12 protein-coding genes and 2 pseudogenes are annotated in these 22233 nt (G+C 45.8%); all 14 read right to left on the bottom strand.

The features are described 5' to 3' along the window. Positions 1–113: 113 nt before the first annotated feature. Positions 114–1312: pseudogene (locus DXZ20_RS18300) on the bottom strand (IS4 family transposase). A 106-nt stretch (positions 1313–1418) separates the two neighbouring features. Beyond that, entirely contained in the window at positions 1419–2543 is a 1125-nt protein-coding gene (locus DXZ20_RS18305; protein WP_163699711.1) for a T3SS effector HopA1 family protein, read from the bottom strand. 21 nt (positions 2544–2564) lie between these two features. Then, entirely contained in the window at positions 2565–3746 is a 1182-nt protein-coding gene (locus DXZ20_RS18310; RefSeq protein WP_163699713.1) for a phosphotransferase, read from the bottom strand. A 64-nt stretch (positions 3747–3810) separates the two neighbouring features. Further along, on the bottom strand, positions 3811–4608 hold the full coding sequence (locus DXZ20_RS18315; protein WP_163699715.1) for a peptidylprolyl isomerase: 798 nt from the start codon (positions 4606–4608) through the stop codon (positions 3811–3813). 70 nt (positions 4609–4678) lie between these two features. Continuing rightward, positions 4679–6100: a beta-barrel domain-containing protein gene (locus DXZ20_RS18320; RefSeq protein ID WP_163699717.1), complete on the bottom strand. Its 1422-nt coding sequence runs from the start codon at positions 6098–6100 to the stop codon at positions 4679–4681. Positions 6101–6216: 116 nt separating this feature from the next. After that, positions 6217–8967 (bottom strand): ABC transporter transmembrane domain-containing protein, encoded by a 2751-nt coding sequence (locus DXZ20_RS18325; RefSeq protein ID WP_163699719.1) that lies wholly within the window; start codon positions 8965–8967, stop codon positions 6217–6219. Positions 8968–9065: 98 nt separating this feature from the next. Continuing rightward, a complete protein-coding gene (locus tag DXZ20_RS18330; protein ID WP_163670253.1) occupies positions 9066–9746 on the bottom strand; it encodes a helix-turn-helix domain-containing protein in 681 nt (226 codons plus the stop codon). 405 nt (positions 9747–10151) lie between these two features. After that, positions 10152–10331, bottom strand: coding sequence for a hypothetical protein (locus DXZ20_RS18335; RefSeq protein WP_163696635.1), 180 nt, complete (start codon positions 10329–10331; stop codon positions 10152–10154). A 486-nt stretch (positions 10332–10817) separates the two neighbouring features. Next, a pseudogene (locus DXZ20_RS18340) lies at positions 10818–11205 on the bottom strand (helix-turn-helix domain-containing protein); the annotation flags it as partial. Between the two features lie 302 nt (positions 11206–11507). Further along, a complete protein-coding gene (locus tag DXZ20_RS18345) occupies positions 11508–12854 on the bottom strand; it encodes a pentapeptide repeat-containing protein (RefSeq protein WP_163699721.1) in 1347 nt (448 codons plus the stop codon). 57 nt (positions 12855–12911) lie between these two features. Further along, a complete protein-coding gene (locus tag DXZ20_RS18350; RefSeq protein ID WP_163670257.1) occupies positions 12912–13304 on the bottom strand; it encodes a DUF4280 domain-containing protein in 393 nt (130 codons plus the stop codon). Positions 13305–13312: 8 nt separating this feature from the next. Continuing rightward, positions 13313–15322, bottom strand: coding sequence for a VgrG-related protein (locus tag DXZ20_RS18355; protein ID WP_163699723.1), 2010 nt, complete (start codon positions 15320–15322; stop codon positions 13313–13315). A 205-nt stretch (positions 15323–15527) separates the two neighbouring features. Beyond that, positions 15528–16004 (bottom strand): CIS tube protein, encoded by a 477-nt coding sequence (locus DXZ20_RS18360; RefSeq protein ID WP_163670260.1) that lies wholly within the window; start codon positions 16002–16004, stop codon positions 15528–15530. Between the two features lie 13 nt (positions 16005–16017). Beyond that, on the bottom strand, positions 16018–22233 hold the full coding sequence (locus DXZ20_RS18365) for a hypothetical protein (RefSeq protein ID WP_163699725.1): 6216 nt from the start codon (positions 22231–22233) through the stop codon (positions 16018–16020).

The following is a 22233-nucleotide window of genomic DNA, read 5'->3' on the forward strand; positions in this document are numbered from 1 at the left end:
TTTTTCTTTTGTAATGGATGATCCTTTCACAGAAAGACAAAAGTTTTGTAATTAGGCCTTCTTCATTACATCTTTTAGGGAAGTGGTTTTCATCTTAAAGGGTGACAGCGTAGCTATAAAGCATGTTCCATAAGGGACAGAGCGAGAAAACCCCGTTGAAAATAGAGCCGTTTATTCGGTTTGAGAGCGATCAACTTCAAGGCCGAATCAGCCCATATATCCATAGCAACTATCCACCGTTGCCCATACAAACCCAAGCTAAAATCACTGTGATAGGGAGCCTTGTCTGAGTACTTTTTGATACATCCAGCATACTCGTCTATCCGTAATGCTTGCATTCGTTGTCCATGCATCGTAGCCAAACTATAGGCGAGCACAATGACCACCACTAAGGCTAAAAAGCGACGGTCATTCACCTTGGTATCTTCCAGGTGATAGCCCCCGGTTTTGCAATCTTTGAAAAATTGTTCTATGCCCCAGCGACACCGGTAAATTTTTAAGGTTTGCTTGAGAGTGGGGAGATTTGTCAGGATATACCAGGGGGCTTTCGGTCCCGTCTTGCGGTACTTACGTTTCCAATAAACAGCCAGATTAAAGGGACCTAACTCGTCTCCTTTGTTCCCTCTAATGCCAACATAAAAATGAGACATCCCAGGCTTAAATCCTTGGTCTTTGAGGACTTGGTACTTGTCACCAGGATGGTGTTGAAAATGGAAGTCTTTTTTCTGACGTAAGGCAAAATATACCCCTTGTTGGTCCAGCCATTCGGCCAATTTGGGACTATGAAATTCTCGGTCTCCTATCACCAACGTTGGATAGGGTTTCAATAATTTCAGAGCGATGTTTAAGACTCGTTTTTGGGTCCTCAAATCACTGTTGCCTACATGGTCTAATAGCTCCCAATAGAGCGGTAATGCATGAGTCCCCCATACCAGGGTCACCATAAACAGATTACGTTCTTTCCATTGCGTTCGGTCTATCGCTATCAACCAATATCCATACTTCTGATGCGTCTTTTTTTTAGCTGACGACGCTGCTCTCGATTGAAACGATGCCCCGTTTGAGCTTGTCGAATCCAATATTTGATCACTGGAAACCACAACACGTTAAGACTCAGACGAGGCAGGACTAGAAACCGCTGCAGGTTCCGTTTACGACTCGCATATTTGATTGGTTGAGGAAATAGACTGGCTAAGGTTCCAAGCGTGACTTGACGATGCGCTTGTATTAAAAGTAACACCAGCTTTAGCGTTAGATACTGCTGTTCATTGAGATGTTTACGGCAAATCGTTTGGTATACTTGAGGCAACATTTTATTTTTTGTGGGGGCTGTATAGTCCCCTATTTTTTTGCCCTTTTAGTTTCCCAAATCATTGCCGACTATAGGCTTGAAGTTCCTTGTCACCCTTTAAGGGTTTTCATAGGTCTAAGGGAGCATATATATCTTCAACATTGGCATTTAGGTAAGGGCGTGTCAGGTCAAGACCAATTTTCTGAAAATGTTGTTGAATAGCTGCCAATCGTCGCTCAGAATGCTCCGGCTCATCGCTAAAAGCTTCGGCCTCTAATAAGGCATTCGCAAGAATCTGGCAACGGTTCTGACCAAAGCTTTCAGTCTGAGTAAACTTGTGATCGGGCTCTTCAGCTAAACCCAAGCCAGGTGCCAGGCGTTTGGTAAAGAGGGGTTCCTCATGCCTAAAGTAAGACTGGTGTGATTGATAGACTGACTGCAGCAATTCATGTACTTTGGAATAGTGAGAGCGCTGCACATACAGTACCCCTGCGTCATGACGCTGATAATTTGCTGGGCTGTAAAGCACTTTGAACGTGAAGGGTACCCCGTGGGCATTCATCTGCTGGGTAAGGGTTTTCATAACGGCCAATGCCCCTTGGCTAGTCAGGTTGAAATAGACACGCACAAGCGTTTCCCTTACTTGCCCGCCTTGGGTAGAATATTTGCCAGCATCGCCTACGGCAACATAAAAGCCATTCTGCATTAAATTATTGGGCAGGCGAATTGCAACAATGTCACCCACTGCGGCAATGATGCCTGAGGCCAAATGCTGCTGGCGATCAATGTATAAGGTCAAGCCTCCCTTTTTGACAGTAAGGTTTTCCTCGGAGACCTGTTCAACGACCTGCCAACCCGGATCAAAATAGCCGGTCCCAGTATTACGCTGATGCAGTTGAGTGAAAAAGTCGAGATCAACGCCAAAGTAGGTATTGTTCTCTAGATCTTGGAATTGAGTGTGTTGTTCGGTGTCACTATCCAGGGCCAGTTCCGTTTGCAAAGACCCATTGTAATAGATGCCGTATAAGAAACTTCTGAGTTGGAGCGAACGATACTTTTGCCTCAAATCAGCCGGAATATGCTCGAACCGACTGAGCATCTCAGGTGGCACTTGAAAGGGTTGATACTGAGGATGCTTAATGCAAAGGTCTGGCTGAATCGTGACGGATGCCACCATATCCTCTAAGGCATTGGCTAGATTAGAAGGTAAAGTCGCCAGGGAGGCTGACGTAACTGAAGTGGAAAGAACCATAGTTAGAAATCCAAAGTAAATTTACATTACAGTAGAAAGGGTGGGCACCTGCAGGCTATCGGTACCAAACAATGTCGGAATCGCTAACTCTGGCTGACAGAGCAAACTCTTGGCGACTTGCAGAGTACAAATCTGGTTATTGCCAAATGTTTTTTGATACTGCAAAACAGATTGAATCTGAAAAATCATCACAATCCCAGCTAACTTCAAGGTCAGGGATAAAAAGTCAGGTCGCTGGGCCAGAATTTCAGGAAACTCATCAAAATAGGCCTTGACTAAAGCGTGGAGCGAGGGCTGTAACAGTTCCAACGGTGTCATGGCCAGTTTCAAGCTTTCTTCAATAGCCATGTCTTGACTGACAACTAAGCTCCCTAACCAGAGTTGCAAGTAGCTAGCAATTACCGAGCCCAGGTCAAAAGCAGGATCACCCCAACCTGCCCGTTCCCAGTCGATCAAACGAATTAAGTCAGGCAGTTCGGCAAAATCGGCAGAATCAGTGGACGATGACCGTAGGCGCTCTGGACACAACAAAATGTTGTTGAGTTTGAGATCATTGTGGATTAAGCAGCAGGGTGTCACTTGCGCATTGGTTGCTGCGATCTCTTGACTCAAACTCTCAAAGCGCTGGTAAAGGACAAAAAATCGGATTCCGTCTCCTGGTAGACTGCCAAAGATCTCAGGGGTGGGGCGTTCTAAGTTCTGCAAATATGGTTGCTGGGTACTATTGGCAGCAGCTTCATGGGTTAAAAATGACTGATGCTCAGCTTTGCAAAAAGTGGCTTTGTGTAATGTGGCAATGGTTTGGCCAATCGCTTTAGAAATTTGTTCTGGATAGTGATTTTCCTTTGCATAAAAATCTCCTAGATCACGGTAATCATCCAGGTAATCAAAAACAGCAATAGCATGGTCAGCATCGAAGTGCACTAAGTTTGACACTGTCGGCTGTGCAGCAGCAAACTCTGGAAATGTTTGCCAGAATTTTCGAATGTGCCATTCATTGAAAAATTCACCGACTGTTTTACCATTTTGAGCATAGCGTTCTTGCTTAACCAGAAACTTTTTGCCATTGTTTAGACTGACTAACAGATTGAAGTTCTTCGCTGGCTTTAGCTCAACTTGTCCTATCGGTGACTCTGGTTCAGACCAGAGGTCAGTGCCTTGAAGATAATCGAAAACATTTTGGGCGTTTAAACGAAAAGTCATAGGTCATACGAAGATAAGTGGTCAACAAAGAAAGCTGTCTATATTCGATATTTCTTTTTAGAAATTAACCAGACATAACAGCTAAAGTCATGTCATTGTCAGAATTCGCTTGTGCATAGTTATCTACATCAAAGTCAATTTCAATATTTTGGACTTCTTCTTTTAGCCATTCCGTAAACAATTTATTTAAGATTTGGCCTTTGAGAGACTCAGTTAGTTGTGCAAGAATGATTTCTTCGACCAAGATTAAGTGGCTACCCTGAGCCGTTAAAATTGGTTTTAGAAGTGTAGGTGGCTTAGAGGCAAATACAGCAGCCGAGATCTCAGGCTTCAGGTCTTTGCGACTCACGACACCTCGATATCCACCAATACGCCGACTTTCTTTATCTTGAATATACTGATGAGCAACATCTGAGAAGCTTAATTCTTCTTCTGCAATCGCATAAAAAGATTCTAAAGCTAGGTCCTCATCCTCAAAAAGAATTTCATAAAAAATGGCCTGCTCATAAACTATTCGATGTTCATAAAAATAAGGTTCTACCTGATCTGAGAAAAGGTGGTCAGCCACTTTATGAGACAATATATTGCCATGAATAAACTCCTCAAACTCATCTAAGGAGAGTTGATATTTTTCAAGCCAAGAAAAAGTGGCTTCTGTACTGTGCAATTGATTCATATTACGAAACAGGTCAGCGGCTTGTTGCAGTTCCTGGGGAGTGACATCCAGGCTCAAATCGTTCGCTTGTGCTTGGATAACCTGACGAGTTGCGATCGCTTCAACTAAAGTCGGTAGATGGGCTAACGTCTTAGCCTGATGGAGAAACTCACCGGGAGTCATTTTTATTTTTTTAACTGTATTCATAATTTAATCTCCCATGTCCTTATTTAAGAAGAAATAACACGTCAATTGAAATATCTGCTGAGTAGCCTATCTAGAGCTGTAACCCGTCTTTACTCAGCTTCTTGAAGGGATCTAAGATGATGTCGACAATGCGACGTTGCTGAACAATTACCTCTGCAGTAGCTGTGTCACCTGGCCGCAAAGGAAGACATTCCTGAGGCGTCGGCAAACAAGGTTGGTCGAGTTCAATTTCTAGCTGATACGTATCGACATCACCTTGAATCGTTTCTTCAACTCGTGAAGTTGGAGAAATACTTGCCACTGTTCCTGTCGCAATACCGTAATCCTGAAAAGAGTAGGCATCAAATTTGAGTTTTACTGGCAGCCCTTCACGCAGCGATCCACTTTCGGTTGTAGCTATCTGGGCATTCACAATAAAGGTCGCTCCCTCTGGGGCAATTTCAGCGACCTTACTACCGGGTTGAACCACTGCCCCTGCTTGCTGAAAAGGCAACTCAAAAATAATTCCGGCCACAGGGGAGGTAATTACACGTTGCTCTAATTGCAGTTTAAATGATTGAATCGCATGGGTACTTTGAGCAATTTCGGAAGTGAGTTGGGTGATTTGAGTTTCCAGATTTTTCAATTCTTCCTGTATCTGAAGCATCGAGAGTTCACCTGTGTGCAGCAAACTGTCATAACTCTGCAGCCGTTCTTGTTGTTGAAGCTTTGCCTGGATAACATCAGCCTGGGCCTGCTCATAGAGACGTTGCCGCTCCATCAAAACATCCTCATGTTCGACAACTTCGACTTTAGGAATAATCTCTTGCTCGTAAAGGGTCCTATAACGGTTTAATTCTCGCTTGGCACTCGCAAGGTTCATTACCCTCAGATCAAGCTCAGTTCTAGCATGTTCGATTTGCTGGGTAGCCTGATCAATTTGAGTTTTCCGTTCCAGAGCTTGGGCTTGATTTTGTTGCTGCTGGATCGTGAGGGTAGTCGTTAGCTGATTTCTCAAGAGATTAAGTTGAGCCAGACGATCTGCTTGACCATCTCGCTGCTCTTGCGTTTGCCGTAGCTCAACTTCAATCAATTCAGAGTCTAAGATTAAGAGCTGCTGACCGACTTCAACACGATCGCCTTCTTCGACCTGGATAGTCGCAATTGAGCCTGCCACCTCAGTATCTAATCGCAGGGTCTGTCCTTTAGGTTCCAGACGTCCCCGAGCAGTGCCGGTTTCGTCAACGCGGGAAAACATTGCCCAGGGTAATACCACAGCCACAAATAGTAAGAGTAAATATAACAGCCCTCGTGTCCAGACTTGAGGCATGCTGTCCAGCAGTTCTTCGGTAGCGTGGGACCAATCTGCTTTGAGAACTGGCGAGGATTTTTGGGTGATGGGTTGAAGTGGGCTATCTTTCTGCAGCTCTGGTTGTTTTTGCTGTTTTTTGGATCCCTGTAATGGGGTTAGCAAAGCAGCATGGGCAACGTGACCATTGAGAGAATTGGGCATCGAATTCACCAAAATTAAGTGATAGATAATAGATAGAGATAAATAAAATTAAAGGGGCAAAGATTTTGAGATATTTTTTGCGTCGCAGCAGACAATACTTAATGTCAAGCAATGGCTCAATTCAAGGTGGCTAATTGTTGTTGATTGAGGTAGTAGTAATGACCTCGACGAGCCATCAGGGCCTCATGATTCCCTGACTCTACTAAAATCCCGCGATCTAGTACCAGAATCAGATCGGCATTACGAATAGTCGATAATCGATGAGCAATTACCAGTGTTGTTCTGTCTTTGATAATTTGATTTAAGTTTTGTTGAATAATACGCTCTGATTCCGCATCCAGGTGAGAAGTTGCCTCATCCAGAATTAACAATTTTGGGTTGCCCAGGAGTGCCCGAGCGATGGCCAGTCGCTGTCGCTGTCCGCCTGATAACATGCCACCACCTTCACCAATTTGAGTCTCATAGCCCATGGGTAATCTGCGAATAAACTCATCGGCTCCAGCCAAAGTAGCTGCTTCCACAATTGATTCAAGGGACATACTGGGATGGCCCAGGCTAATATTTTCGCGAATTGTGCTGCCAAAAAGAAAAGTATCTTGATCGACGACCCCAACTTGTTGACGAAACGACTGCATGGCCAGAGTCGATAGGTCATAGCCATCCACCAAAATTTTGCCATCCGTAGGGGGATATAGTCCTAGCAGTAATTTAGAAATCGTAGTTTTACCTGAGCCACTGCGGCCCACCAGAGCTACCATTTGTCCTGGTTGCACCTCAAAACTCAGATTTTCGAGTACGTTAATGTCACTGTCAGGATGGTAGCGAAAAGTCACCTGATCAAAGCGAATTTTACCGTTAATCAAGGGCAAGCCCTGTCGCACTTCAGTGAGCCAATTTTCCTCTGGCTCAGCATCGAGAACATCATTAATGCGCTCTACAGCAATAGCAACCTCCTGGAATTGATTCCAAAGGACTGTTAAACGTTGAAAAGGACTAATAACATTGCCGAGAAGCATGTTAAAGGCTACCAACTGGCCAATAGTCAACTCATTTTGAATCACTAGCCAGGCCCCAAACCAAAGTAGGCCAGTAGTTGCCAGCGTTTCGATAGTATGACTAACAATTTGTAAACGATTGCCAATAATTTGGCTGGAAAATCCTTTTTTAATTTCCTGATTTAGTAACTCTTCCCAATGCCAACGAACTGTTTGCTCGACAGCCATTGCTTTAACGGTTCTAACGCCAGAGAGAGTCTCAATCAAATAGCTATTTTCACTGGCATAGGCATTAAACACCTCTCGTGAAATTCGTCTCAGAAAAGGTGTGGCCAGCAGTGCTAATAAAAAGAATGGTGGAATAATCACCAGGGCTAGCAAAGCCATTTTCCAGCTATACCAAAACATAAGCCCGATGTAGACAAATACTGTCAACAGATCAAGCAAGATGGATAAAGACTCACCCGTCAAAAAACGTTCAATTTTACGATTTTCCTGGACTCTAGCAATAATATCGCCAACATAGCGCGATTCAAAAAAGCCCAACGGCAGCCGTAGAGTATGACGAATAAATCCGACGATTAAGGCCAGATCAATTCGATTCGCTGTATGGTCAAGTAGGTACTGTCTGAGCCCTATCATAGCAACCCGAAACAGACCAAAAATGATTAATCCTAGTCCCACTGCCACCAGGGTTAATTCTGAGCGTTGCACCACTACCCGATCAAGGATAAGTTGGGTAAACAGCGGTGTAATGAGTCCCAACAACTGGATGCAGAGAGAGGTAATCAAAATCTCTAACATTACCACCCCGTGAGGCTTCAACAACTCAAAGAACTGCCAGAATGGAGTGGTGCTTTCTAGAGTTTCCCGAAAGAGCGCTGTTGGCGTTAATAGCAGAGCGTAACCAGTCCAACCAGCCTTGAAATCTTTCACGGTAAGGGTGCGCTGGCCGATTGCTGGATCAGCCACAATCACATGCTTAGGTGTGATTTCGTACACCACGATGTAGTGCTTACCTTCCCAATGAACAATAGCCGGTAGCGGCTGCTTGGCGAGCTGATCCAAACTTGCCTTTATGGGACGGCTATTGAAGCCAACACTTTCAGCTGCAGTAGACAGGCCACGCAGTGAAGCCCCATTACGATCAACATTGGCAATATCGCGCAGACGATTGATGCTGAATCGTTTGCCCCAGTAACGAGCCACCATAGACAGACAAGCAGCCCCACAGTCGGAAGCACTTTGCTGCCCATAGAAAGGATAGCGCCGAATTATACGCTGAAAAAGGTGCCCAACCCGTTGGTTAGGTGTAGGAAAGAATGCTTTGCGTACCCGACTGGCGTTAGGAATTGACTTTATAGGGGCAAGGCTACTGACAGACTTTCTAGCAACCTTGCTGGCAGCTTCGCTGCTAGTTTCACGATTGCCCCTTAAGGAAATATCAGATTCTAGTCGGGCATTATGTATTCTTGCCCGATTTAACAAGTGTTGACGGACCTCAGGAAAGTGGAACATCAGATCATCTATCCAGGACTGAGGCAGAAAGCCAACTTCCACCCCTAGGGAAGCCCGCGCAGAATAAGTTAGAAACTCACCATCCGCCGGAAACAGAGTACAGTCACCAAAGGCACCACCAGGACCAATGGTCTCTACCAATTGTCCTGCTTCATTGAGGAGACGAATTTTCCCAGAAAAAACAATGTAAAGTCCAGGCTTATCCTGCTGACTATGCCAGAAAGCGCCAACCTTTGGCTGAGTTTTCTGAGTCTGTTTCAGACACGCTTGTAGTTGAGCTTCTGAAATAGCTATCCTAAAGAGATAACTGAGTGTCTGACAGGAGAGAGAAAACGCTACGAGATTCTGCGCCATCGATATTTGACCTCTTGTTCAACGGATCTAAATGGGGTTGTTTGCGCGTGCGATTGATAGAAGCAGCCAAATTCATCTAGAAACTAAACTTGTAAAATCTAGCTCTGAGCCACATAGCTTAGTTGATAGAGCCCAGATTCGAGATTAGAAGCTGGTTGCAAATCGTGAATCGCAATTTTTTTTGCACGAGCTTTTAGTTCTGATGCCTGAGCAGCTGATATATCCTTAGACGTTGTACAGTCAGTCTTAGACAAAGACTGAGGCCGTGTGGATAATCCCATTTGCTTGAGTAATCGATTGATATGGCGATCGCTAACTCGAATGTTGTATTCTTTCTCCAGGTGTTTGCTTAGCCAACCTGCAGTCCAGCGACGAAAGACATACCCGTGATCGCGAGGGCTATGTTCGACCAGTTCTTTCAGGCGATTGAGATATTCATCATGAACAATCTTGGGTCGCCCTAGAGTGTTATCACAGCAGGTATGGGCCTGACCTGATTGTGCAATCAAAATCCAGTGTCGTGCTGTCGCATGACAGCAACCAAGTAGCTGACAAATCTCTGTTTGAGATTTACCCTGATCAGCGAGCAACATAATTTGAATACGCTTGCACCACAGCGTTGACAAATCGCCTTTTTTCAGACGTTTTTCTAAAAGTTTGCGCTGAAAGGTAGAAAGATATTGCGAAGTAGGCTCCGTCGAAATTGTTTTACTTTGACCGAATGTTGAGTCAGATTTAAGCGTAGAAGTAATCTCTATTTGAGTTTGATTAAATTTCATGGGAACTCCTCCAGCAGAGAAAAAATCAATGTCCTTACGGAAGTCATTAGTAAGCGTCTATTGACCTATCAGGGGAGTTTCTAGAGATTATGCAGAGTGATACAACTTTTTTAGATGAGTATGAAACTAAGCTCGACTTAATACATTAAGAGGTATAGCAAACCCAGTCGGACCAAGGACTAAGTCGTTACATAAAAGCGATATAACTGCTGGATTATGCCGAGCCATTGCCCTACCAGCGAGACCGCCCAGCTTCAGTAACAAGCACTTGACCAAGTCCAAAACCTTAGCGATCACTCGACACTCTAATGCCCTACTTAAACCAAATTCAGCCACTTATAGCAACTTGGGTAAAGCTAAGTCAGTGGCTATACGTTCTATTTGAGAGCAAGACATTACAATCCACTACGTCAAGGCTTCGAAATAAATACTGTAGTGCCCCCCAAAATTATGGGGGCATTTCAGCCGTCGATGACACCGCTTTTCCACCCAGCAACCATCGCCAGACTCCCCATGGAGCTGCTTTGACTTTGCCACACTCATCTGAGCACAGGCCACACATTTTTGATTAATCCGTCGCGCCATCCACCTTCAAAAATCGAGTAACCGCCAAAACGCTCTGATTTCAAGGGACATGATAGCTCAAATTCAGCATACTATTTTTAGGTTGGGTCGGAGGAAGTGTTACCACCTACCTGAGATAATTCCAGCCGTTTGAGGAGAGAATTAGCGTTTGCCCATATGGATATAATCGTGACAAGATTCATGGACGGCTAAACAGTTGTTTATCGCCCAATTATTCCGGTCACCATCAATGTGATGTAGATGTACTTTTTCACCATCGATGAATGCCAGATGACATTCTCCACATGTATGGGACACGACTTGGAAGGTTATGAGCAGAGAAAAATAACCTGTAAGGCCTCGCGATAGTCCTTCAGAAAGCCTTTTAACATAGACCCAATCCCAACCAACGGACAATGCATCGGTGCTTTTCCTGCGACGGTCCACCTATTATCTTAAATAGTCGAACGACCTAACCTTCCAAATCGTATGGCTTGGGTAGTCGCGATAACGCTTCAGAACACCAGCGACGGCCTCTTCACTGATATTCAGCTTTCTAGCTACGTCTGCAACCGTCGAGTTGATTAGCATCCGAACTAGCCACTGTTCATAAGGCTTGGCGTTGGGACTCCGTAACTCATGCCAACTTAGTCGTTCGGTGGTAGTGGGCTTCCTCTCGCAGAGTGGGCAGCGGTAGCGCTTAGGGCAAAATTCAATAAAAACAGGCGTTTCAAACAAGGGGAGGTAACGTAGCTGGATGGCAGGTTCAAAGCCATGAGAGTGCCTGATCTGTCGGCCACATTGATGACATTAGCCAAGTACCCTGGTCAGTCTTGGAAAGATCTAGGACACGAACGTCCGGTAGGTCAAGAGGGATACGAATAGAGTTATCCATAGCTAGCCTCCATGGAATCGACCACCTCAATCATCCCACAGGTGTCATGCTCTCATCCGTAACGCTAGATATAGTAGTCGACCACGGCAGTTCCGGAAGAGCTTTTTTTAAGCCCATAACAAAACCTAAAAGCCATTGAAAACGTCTTCTAATCAAACCAGTTACGTTGCATGTTTCAGGATTTTGAAACCGATGATACAGAGATTATTGCTGTTGCTCTGTTGCTCCCCTGAGGCGACTATTTAGCCAATATTCTTGTCTATCCGTTGGCCTTAGCAGAAACCTATCCACTAGTTTCCAACTTACTGACTGCATGTAAAAGTTGTCCCATCAGGCAAGATCGCTCCACAGAGGTTGGTGGCATCACTAAATTGAATGCCCCCTAACGATGCACCCTCAAGGTTGGCCCCCCGTAAGTCTGCGCCGCTAAAATTAGTGTCTGTCAACGTCGCATTTTCAAAATTAGCTTCCCGAAAATCTCCCTTACTCAGGTTAGCCTTTGTAAGATCAGCACCACTCAAATTTGTTCTTATCAGCTTGGCCCCAATCAAAAGACTGTTGGTGAGAACCGCACCACTGAGATTGGCATCTCTCAAATCAGAGTCACTCAGATTACTATGACTGAGATCCGAACCTGAAAAGTCAACGCCTCGTAAATTCTGACGACTCAGGTCAACGGACTGTAAACTGAGACCCCGCAAGGTCACACCCTCAATGGTGGCACCGTCGAGAGATGCTTCGGTCAGGGTGGCATTGGCGAGATTCGCACCGATCAGCTGTGCATCCTCAAAATTAGTGTCGGAGAGATTCGCACCCCTGATATCAGCTGCAAACAAATTGGCTCCTTCTAAATCTCTCCCCTGCAGGTTAGTGTCTGTTAATATGGCAGCCGAAAGATTGGAACGACGGAGGTCCGCTGTATCCAACTGAGCTGCATGCAAATAAGCAAGAGCCAGATCTGCATTCCGAAAATTGGTAGAGGTTAAAGTAGCCTCCCGCAGGTCAGCGGCACGGAGACTAGCATCCTCGAAATTTACATCTTGTAGGTTTGTTTGTCGCAAATCGGCAATGAACAAATCAGCCTCGGTGGAGACAGATCCCTCCAGACTACTGTGGCGTAAATCAGCCCCCGCTAAGATAGCTTCGGTCAGATTAGCATTGGTTAAATCCGCATTGCGCAGATCAACACCATCTAAATTGGCCCCACTCAGATCCACGCCCGTCAGGTCTTGACCATTGTAGCCATGGGTAACTAAGTCATACACCAACCGCCACTTAGCCGATAGCATGGTCTGGTCATCAATACGAAGATCTGCTAGCTGTGCTCCTTCCAGCCTGGCATTTTGTAGATTGGCTCCCCGCAAATCCGCATTACGGAGGTCTGCATTACGGAGGTCTGCATTATGTAAAAAAGCTCCCCGCAGATCCGCCGTGTTGAGATTGGCATTTTGCAGATTGGCCCGACTCAGGTTTGCCTGTTGTAGATAGGCATGGGCCAAATTGACTGCTTCTAGATTACATCGTCTACACTGTCGTAGTTCGCGCAGGGCCTCCAAATCGTTAGCGCTAAATGCCTTAGCTGGTGAAGGCATCAGTAGTAAAACAACGATAGGCAAAACAAATGTGGGCTTGGAACAGGGTGTGATCATTGGTTGAAAGGGGGCAACAGGAGAGAATAAACGATGTGGACAGGTTCCAAAAGTCTGTTAAGGAATCTGTACGGTAAACTGGCCAGGGTTGATAATCGAAATCACCCCACCCCAGGTACACATACATTTCGAACTATCATTCAGTGCCGGGAATGTGCCAATCAATACCGTTGGTGACCCCGGTGCCCACGGTGCCGGAATCACAGGAATACAGGGCATGGGCGTCAACACTCCTAAGGCGGCCGCAGTGGCAGTGGCTACCGTCGGGTTCGCCAACGACGTACACATTCCAAAGGGCATAACATTTGCAATCGGGACAAAGTCCATAATCGTTGCAGCGAAAGGCCCCGATGCAAATGCAGGTGGTCCCTTGGGAATCACATTAAGCGTACTTGGAGCGACACCAAACGGACATTGGAGCATTGCCCCCGCCACAACTTGCATTCCCATAATTCACCTTAATTTAGCTTCAAGATACTGCCCGCCACCTTAGTCATACCGGTACTCTGCACATTGACACTCCCCTGACCTTTAACATCCACCATCGCTCCCTGTAGCTTGGCACTCGCATTGGCCTTCATATTCAGTTGCGTACCCGTAATATCGATTCCTGAACTACTGAGAACAATTTTATTGCTACCCACCTTCAGGGTAATTTTAGTTGCGCCCGTGAGGGTAATCTCACCACCATTAATATTGATCTTTTCACTGTTGCCACTGGTTCCCGATTTAGCATTGAGACTGCCAGTGGAGATAATATTCACATTCTTACCACTGTCATCCATGGTGATTTGATGACCACCTTTGGTTTTTAGATCGATTTTTTTGTTTTTATCATCCAACTTCAGCTGATGGCTATCTTTCGTCTTGAGCTCAATGTACTTATCTGTATCATTAAAATGCAGCAAATGATTATCGACCGTGGTTAAGTAAACTCCTTTTTTACTATCCCCCTTATCCTCTTCGACAAACTGTAATGTGTGTCCCAAACGGGTTTTGAATGTCCGTAACCGCACCTTGCCTCCGACAACAACATCCTCTGTCTTTTCTGGAGGGGCATCTTTGCCATTCCAGATTCCGCCCAACACAAAAGGCCGATGAATATCGCCATGTTCAAAGGCTACCAATACCTCATCATTAATTTCCGGCAACCAATCCACCCCCCGTGATGGTCCCACCCCTGCTGATACCACCCGCGCCCAGTTACTCATATGGTCCTCGGTTAACGTGGGTAGCTTAACGCGCACCCGTCCCCATCCCTTCGGATCATTATTGTCGGCAACAATGCCCACCATGTGGGTTTGCCCTGGCTGTAACGTATTTCTGGCTTCCAGGGTTTGGAGCAAATCACCACCCCGCAGCCCCCTAACCGCAAACTCTGTTGTATAGATCCGTTCATGGAAAAGTTGACGGGTTTCTGTGACATAATAGCTCCCGCTATACTTACCCATTCCGGTCAACTTAACCACTCGCCCCGGACGGATCAAGGGGTTACCTTCCGCCCGCGCATCGGCCTGGACAAACTCTCCCCCCAGTTCATCAAATAGGGCCTGGGCCATGGTCTTGGCCTCTTTGGATTGAGAGATCGGTTGGTCCACCATAATTAGGGTGGGAGTGCTGGGCTGTCCATTAAAGCTACTGACGGTTGTACTACCCGCACCGCTATCTGTTTCTGTTAAGACCTTTTGGGCGGAGCTAATACTTTCCGCAATCACTTCCTTACGACTATAGTCCCACCCTCGCACCTCCACACTTTTCATTTGTTCCGCACTGCTGACGCGGACGCGAAAACTGTGGACGTTTTTCAACCACTCCAATTCTAGGGTGCTATCTTTTTTAGGTTTACGAAAATACAGTTTCCCATCCTGCACAAATAGTTCAAATCCATTGCGGGCCGCCCGCTCCCGCAAAAACTCCATATTGGTCTGGTTTTGTTGAAACACATAGCCACTGGCCCCACCAATGTCACCATAACCATAGGGACCGCCCGTAGTATCTACAGTCCCGACTGAAATGCCCACTTCCGACGCAATAGATTTAACAATGTCAGAATCTGTTTTATTCTGGAATGAGCGATTGTGACGACCGCGATGTAACCGATGGGAGGTATCATAACCGCACACAATGATGGGCGCTTGGGCCTCACTGGTGAAATGGGTTTCAATCGCTGTAATTTCGCCCTTAATCACATTACCTTTGTTCTCATCATCAAAATCATCGGACTCTGTCGTACTAGAGGCAAACCCAATTTCTATGGATTTGCCAATTTCAAAGAGTTTCTCATGTTTCCAGACTTCATAATTGGCAGCACCACCATAATAGTCATTCCGGATGACAAGGGTAAACATGCCTGGCAAATGCAAGCTCTCCTCCACAACAATTTGGAGGATGTCGTCCATTAATTCAGATGACGCCGTTGATCCGTCAATTTTGAGCGTAGGTTGGGCGATAAAAGAGGATGCGGGCATAATAGCGGCATTATCTCTACGGAGAATACTTCATTTTAAAGGTGGTCGTTATCAGCGGACACGTTGAGTGAGATAGATTCACATTAGTATAAATAAACCTTGTCCACGTCCAGGATTGTAGTTTTTCTGGTAAGAGTTCCAGGATTCAACTTGGGTGTGGTTCAAAAATATACAGAACCTAATATTGCAGATTCCCGTAGCTTCCTCATGTTGGTCGCCCCGGTGTTCCCGTATTACCAGTGCCACTAACTTCTCCGACCTCTTTGAGGGTAATATCCACGGTGGCGCGAACAGGTGTCCCATCGGCTAAGAACATGGTGAGCTTATAGGATAACGACTCCACAAAACAGCGTAAATATTCTTGCTTGCCCCAGGTTAAGAGATAGATGGGAGGACGCTCCTGGCTATCCATAAATTCAACTGCCTGTCGAAAATTTTCGACATATTTATCGATCACATTTTCACCGGTTTCATAGGTATCAAAAACCAGACCAGAGACGTTAAGACTATAGGGCTCAGGCGAACCAAAACTCACCTTGGGCAATCCCTCGTCAGTACGCGCCCCACCAGGGCTATTGAGGCGAAGACTGCGACTGAAGCTTAACTCCGTTGGGTTAAACATAAATTCAATATTGTTGCCACCCCCTTGGGCAATTAATTTGGCTTTTACAAATGTACTCATCAGTTAATAAAACTCATCGCGGATATTTGGGCCCTCGGCGCTCTTGTTCCAGGCAAAGGCGTTGTCGTAAAACGCTATAGACTTCTTGAGCGAGTAACTCTAGATACTGACTATAGTTCCGAATATAATTATCTGTCTCCAGTTGACTAGTGTCTGATGAACTACGGATGGTGACCGTGGGTAGATCTTGGGCTGTTTGGATAATATTTGTAGGTGATGTTGATGCGGATGCAGCTGATGATAAATGTGTTGGTGATGAATCTAGTTTACGTTGAACAGAACCAGCCATTTTATTGGTAAGGTACTCAGATGCTATGGTGCGATCGCTAGACGCGGTTGATGCGATCGCCGAATCAGGGATCGGAGAGGCAACGTTATCCTTTGTGTTTGAAAGATGCGAGACTGCTTGAGGATTTAAGTCTTTGGCGGATATATCCGCGTTAGACGTAGGATGAAAATGGGTGACAAGATCTTCAATATTAGACCAGGCATTGGGCAGTGTGGATTCTGTGAGCTGTGCTGGGGTTTGATCATCTATTTGACGTTGAATGGTGTGATTGTTTACCTGGGCAGGTATTTGATCAACTGTCTGTCGTTGAATAGTGTGGCGATCTAGAGACTGGATAGACGATCCATCAGAAGTTTGAACTGGAGCTTGACCTGGAGTTTGAGTTGAACTTTGAGCTGAACTTTGGGGTGACGATTGGATCAACGCTGGGGCATCAGGTAACGCAGGTGTTAACTGTGTTACTAAGTTTTTTAGACTCGACCACGCGCTGGGAATACTGCCATCAATGTTCTGAACATGATTGTTCTGGTCATGATTGCTTTGGGATCGTTGAGTTTCACACTGGAACGTGGGGGCCTGCAATCGCGTCTCCAAAGACGGCAGAGAACGTAGCACACCAATCGGCTTAAGCATATTGAGCGGCAGCGTTTGACCAGCATCCATACGAGTATCCCTATCCCTTACCCGTTGAATTGATATCTGATGAGCCTGAGATAAGTGAGTCACTGATTCTGATTTTGCCCTGGGTTGCACCACGAAGCGAAGAGGACGTAATACACCCAGCGGTTTGAGTACCGTCAATAATGGTGTGACCTGGGAGGTGTTAACAAGGATAGTCCCTGACTGGCTCTGGCTATTGGGTTTCCCAGGAGGGGTCGATGGAGTTGCTAATTGATGGGCTACCTTCTTAACAGTTTGTTCAGTTGAGGGTTTGGCTTGGAGAGTAGGGGGAGGCGACGGGGTAGAGATAGGGGAAGAAAGATTTGTTGTGGGTGCGATCGCAGCATCCTGTTTTGATTGAATAACCTCACCATTAACCTTGCTCTGCAGCGTTTTAGAAATTTGCGTTCTAGGATTAATATTCGTTTTCTGTAACTCAGAACTATCAGCTACAGAGTGCTGTATCACTGCCACTTGTGAGAGGTTATCTGATTGTTGTTCAGTCTTATCGATTTGGCTAGGGGAAATCGTATTAATCGTATGGCTGTTAGTGTTTGAAACATAGGCGATTGGGTCGATCATCAGATCAAAAGCATTATCTACTACCGAACCAGACTTAAGTTGTATAGATTTAGCAGTTGAGGGAGTCAGTGGTTGAATAGATTGTCCTGGTTCTGCAGGCAAGAAATTAGAAGCTGGCGTAGGAGATGAATTTCCCTCAGGAGCAGCTGATTGATGGCGTGAGTGAGGCGTACGTTGCAGAGAACGAGATGGTGCCACCTCATTGACTGGACTGCTGTGTGGATGGTGGAAGTTAGAAGGCTGGGTAGTAGCAGCAGCAACACGTTGAACGATGGCAGGGGACCCTGGCGGGAGCAACTGCTGGGCGTTAGAAAGTGTTTCAGAGACCTGCATTCCAGAAGGTTGTTTAGGCTCAGCGCATTTAGGAGATTCAGATGATTTAGGTGTGTCTGATACTATACCGGACTGAATTTGAGGTTCGGTCACCTTGCACTGGTGTATTATCTCTTCGGTGGGTATCAATGGCTGTGTTACTGGATGATCTATCTCTATGGATACCTGTTCAGGTATTTCAGAGCATTGAATTGGTTCCGTAGATGCATGGGCATCTGCCATTGATAAAGTAGTCGCCTGACCTGACTCTATCGTAGCAGAGGTTTTTGATCGCACCGTCTGTTTAAGATGATCCGCTATAGTCGGTGGATCTGACTCTTCTACTGGTAGCCTCAAAACCTCTTGGGATTTGCGCTGAATCGGCTCTGAAGAAGTGGGAGACAAAGTTGATGGCGGAACAATCTTCTGAGCTGACTCTGCCGAAGGATGAGGAATAGCTTGCAAAGTTTGTTCAACTGGAGCACTGGAAGATGAGTGCGATGGCTCAGTTGCTACGTGAACATTATCAAATGACAATTGCCGACCATCAGAACCGGGGACAAACCGTGTTAGCTGAGTCAGAGATAGCTGAGCTTGCTCTAATGAAACTGCCTGTGTAGTCGAGCCTGATACTTCTTTAGATTTGGCAATATCTGCCTCAAGGTTGAGTAATGGTTGACGCTGAATTTGAAAACTGGGGATTTCAGAAGTTAATGTGTTCTCTTCAGCTAATTGAAGCGGTTCACCCCCTTCTAAAGGTTGCACTTTTTGGGAAACAAGTGGTGATTGTGGCGAGGAGGAGTTAATCACGTTGTTATCTACCGAGGTATTATTCTGACGCTGAATCGGGTCAGGTCCAGCAATAGGACCAGATATCTGAACCTGAGGCTCAACCGTAGGTAAATTAACTAGGTTAACTGCTTGTTCCCGCTCGATTAATTGAGAAGCTGGGCTACCAGGAGACTGGGGGATGCCTTTTTGGCATTGAAGCATATCAGCCTGGTTAGTATCTGTCTCTGCTACAGGAGGAAGTATCTCAGATACTCCTGCTGATTCGGCAGAAGCAGAGTCTGCAGCGATGACTCGGTTAATAGCTGGATGATTAGCAGTGTCCGGATTACCAGAGATATCTTGTCTTGTCGGTAGACGAGATGCACTATCAGAAGGCTGGTTTATATTTGCCTGGTTAGATTGTTTGAGTTGAAGCACTGTTGGCTCATGGGTCCAACTATCAGCAGCCATATCCTCAGTTGATAGCAGGTTAGTAGGTTTCTGAGGGGTTGACGCTGACGAACGGATTGATGGGCTAGAGACGTTATTGTCTACTGAGGTGTTGTTTCGATACTGAATCAGGCCAGGTCCAACAATAGGCTCAGATATCTGAGTCTGAGGCTCAACCGCAGGTAGATTAGCCAGGTTATCTGTTTGCTCCCAATTGATAGATAGAGCAGCTGGGCTACCAGAAGATGGGGAGATATCTTCCCGGCGTTGAAGAATATCAGACGGGGCTGCCTCTGTATCAGATACAGGAGGAGGTATCTCAGGCACTCCTGCTAACTTGGTAGAAACAGAGTTTGCCGTGACGGCTCGGTTAACGACTGGATTATTAGCAGTACCTGGATGACCAGAAATATCTTGTCCTGAAGGTAAATGGGAGGCATCATCAGAAGACTGGGAGATGGCTTCCTGACGTTGATGAAGAATATCAGACGGGTTAGAGCCCGTTTTTGATACAGGAGAAGGTATCTTAGACACTCTCGCAAACTCGTTAGAAGCAGAGTCTACGGCGATAGCTCGATTAATGACTGAATTATTAGTCGTCACTGAGTGGTCAGAACTGTCTTGTCCTGTCGGCAGGTGAGATACATCAGAAGAAGAAGAAGATGATGATGATGATGATGGGGAGATATCTTCCCGGCGTTGAAGAATATCAGACGGGACTGCCCCTGTCTCTGATACAGGAGGAAGTATCTCAGGCACTCCTGTTAACTCGGTAGAAACAGAGTTTGTCGTGACGGCTCGGTTAACGACTGGATTATTAGCAGTACCTGGATGACCAGAAATATCTTGTCCTGGAGGTAAATGGGAGGCATTATCAGAAGGCTGGGAGATGGCTTCCTGACGTTGATGAAGAATATCAGACGGATTAGAGCCAGTCTCTGATGCAGGAGAGGCTATCTCTGATACTCCTGCAGACTCAGTAGTAGAAGCAGAATTTACAGCAATAGCTTGATAGACAACTGGATTATTAGCAGTAACTGGATGACCGGAGATATCTTCTCCTGGAGGTATACGAGATGTACTATCAGAAGACTGATATAAATCTGCCTGGTTAGATGATTGTTTCGGTTGAAGTATAGGTGACTCGTTAGCCCAACTGCCAACAGCCACATCTCTACTCGGCAATGGGTTAGTAGGAGCCTGACTGATTAATGCAGATGGATAAACGGATGAGTTAGCAGCGTTGTTGTCTACCGAGACATTACTTTGGCGCTGAATTGGGTCAGAGCCATTGATAGCCCCAGATGGATGCATCGTAGGCTTAACCATAGGCAAATTAACTGGGTTATTCTCTCGTTCGTGACTGGGAGATAAAGCAGCTTGGCTGGCAGGAGACGAGGAAATATTTTCCTGACGTTGAAGAATGTCAGAGGGGTCAGCTCCAGTCTCTGATACAGCAGAAGTTAACCCAGGCACTTCTGTTAACTCAGCAGAAACAGAGTCTGCAGCGACAGCTTGGTTAACAACTGGATGATTAGCAGTAGCTGAATGACCAAAAATATCTTCTCCTGTTTGTAGAGGAGATGCACTATCAGAAGGCTGGTTTATAGCTTTCTGATTAGATTGTTTTGGTTGAAGTACTGGTGGCTTATGGGTCCAACAACTATCAACAACACCCACTAACGGGTCATTAGGGGCCTGACTAGTTGATGCCGATGGATAAACGGATAAGTTAGAGGTGTTATCTATCGAGGTCTTATTCTGATGCTGAATTGAGTCAGGGATATCAGTGGGACCTAATACTAGACCCGTAGGCTCAACCATAGTCAGATTAACTGGGTTATCTATCCACTCCTGACCAAGAGATAAAGCAATTGGAATACCAGAAGGCTGGGAGGTGTCTTCCTGACGTTGGAGAATACCAGACCGATCAGATTCTGTCTCAGATGCAGCAGAGGGTATCTCAGGCAATCCTGCTACTGACTCTGTCTCTCTCAAGTCAGCGGCGATAGTTCGGTTAATAACTGGATTGTTGGCAGTGCCTGGATGACTATTCTGTCCTGTCGGTAGATGAGATGCGCTACTAAAAGATAAGTCTGAAGATGAAGCTTTATTCGTCGGGTTAAATTGTTTGGGTTGACCGATGGGTGACTCATCAGTCCAACCATCAACATCCCTAGCCGCTAATGGGTTAGTAGGAGCCTGACTAGTTGATACTAATGGAGAGACAGATGAGTTAGGAATGTTGTTATCTGTCGAGGCATGGCTTTGGCGCTGAATCAGCTCATGGGTATTGAAGGACTCAGACGGTTGTGTCGTATACTTAGACGAGTCTATACCCGCCTGGCCAAATTGTTTTGATTGAAGGAGGGGTAGCTCATTGTTGTTGTCTACCGATGTATTATCTTGACGCTGAATCGGGGCAGAGCTGTCAATGGGATCTAATATCTGAGTCGTAGGCTCAATTGTAGGCAGATTAACTGGGTTATTCTCTTGTGCATGATCGGGAGATAAATTAGCTCGGCTGTCAGAAGACGGGGAGATATTTTCCTGACGGGAAGATGTGGATGCTGATTGTTGTGAACTTTGTAAGCTTTGCACTGCCTGGGCAATATTCACTGGTGGGACACCTACAGAAGGTAATTCCGCAGGTGTTTGTCGTTGCACTGTTTCTGAAGGGATAAATGGAAGATTATCAGCAGATAACGCATTGTTGGAATAAGGAGAGCTGGGTGATGTAGGCGATTGCTGTTGGGAATGTCCCATAAAGTAATTCTGTAGGTCAGTTCGAAATGATTTGGCCTGAACAGAAGATGATGTATCTGAATCCGATTTCTTCTCTGATACAGTTGGATGAGATAGCTGTACCGGAGCGTTAACAGCAATGTTATCCGTTATTAGTTGAGGGGATGCCGATTCAGGCTGAACACCTACATCAGATATTGACGAAGGTTGCGATACCAATTGACTAGTTGTACCAGGGGCTCCCTCACCAACTGAAGATATTTCCCCTGGTACTATAGTAGGAAAACCATTGGGGTAGAATGTTTTAAGATCTAGAAACGATATGGACGATGCACCTAGGGGACGTCGTTGCCCCACTTCAGACGGCCCTAAGGGACGACATAAACCTAATGGAGAGCAATGACCCAGATGCTTTGCCAT

The sequence above is a fragment of the Adonisia turfae CCMR0081 genome (assembly GCF_011009555.1).
Taxonomy (GTDB): Bacteria; Cyanobacteriota; Cyanobacteriia; order Phormidesmidales; family Phormidesmidaceae; genus Leptothoe; species Leptothoe turfae.

What these genes read in the sequence shown, in the direction of transcription:
- DXZ20_RS18305 (WP_163699711.1), bottom strand. Translation starts at nt 2,543, where the DNA reads ATGGTTCTTTCCACTTCAGTTACGTCAGCCTCCCTGGCGACTTTACCT.
- DXZ20_RS18310 (WP_163699713.1), bottom strand. Translation starts at nt 3,746, where the DNA reads ATGACTTTTCGTTTAAACGCCCAAAATGTTTTCGATTATCTTCAAGGC.
- DXZ20_RS18315 (WP_163699715.1), bottom strand. Translation starts at nt 4,608, where the DNA reads ATGAATACAGTTAAAAAAATAAAAATGACTCCCGGTGAGTTTCTCCAT.
- DXZ20_RS18320 (WP_163699717.1), bottom strand. Translation starts at nt 6,100, where the DNA reads ATGCCCAATTCTCTCAATGGTCACGTTGCCCATGCTGCTTTGCTAACC.
- DXZ20_RS18325 (WP_163699719.1), bottom strand. Translation starts at nt 8,967, where the DNA reads ATGGCGCAGAATCTCGTAGCGTTTTCTCTCTCCTGTCAGACACTCAGT.
- DXZ20_RS18330 (WP_163670253.1), bottom strand. Translation starts at nt 9,746, where the DNA reads ATGAAATTTAATCAAACTCAAATAGAGATTACTTCTACGCTTAAATCT.
- DXZ20_RS18335 (WP_163696635.1), bottom strand. Translation starts at nt 10,331, where the DNA reads ATGGCGCGACGGATTAATCAAAAATGTGTGGCCTGTGCTCAGATGAGT.
- DXZ20_RS18345 (WP_163699721.1), bottom strand. Translation starts at nt 12,854, where the DNA reads ATGATCACACCCTGTTCCAAGCCCACATTTGTTTTGCCTATCGTTGTT.
- DXZ20_RS18350 (WP_163670257.1), bottom strand. Translation starts at nt 13,304, where the DNA reads ATGGGAATGCAAGTTGTGGCGGGGGCAATGCTCCAATGTCCGTTTGGT.
- DXZ20_RS18355 (WP_163699723.1), bottom strand. Translation starts at nt 15,322, where the DNA reads ATGCCCGCATCCTCTTTTATCGCCCAACCTACGCTCAAAATTGACGGA.
- DXZ20_RS18360 (WP_163670260.1), bottom strand. Translation starts at nt 16,004, where the DNA reads ATGAGTACATTTGTAAAAGCCAAATTAATTGCCCAAGGGGGTGGCAAC.
- DXZ20_RS18365 (WP_163699725.1), bottom strand. Translation starts at nt 22,233, where the DNA reads ATGGCAAAGCATCTGGGTCATTGCTCTCCATTAGGTTTATGTCGTCCC.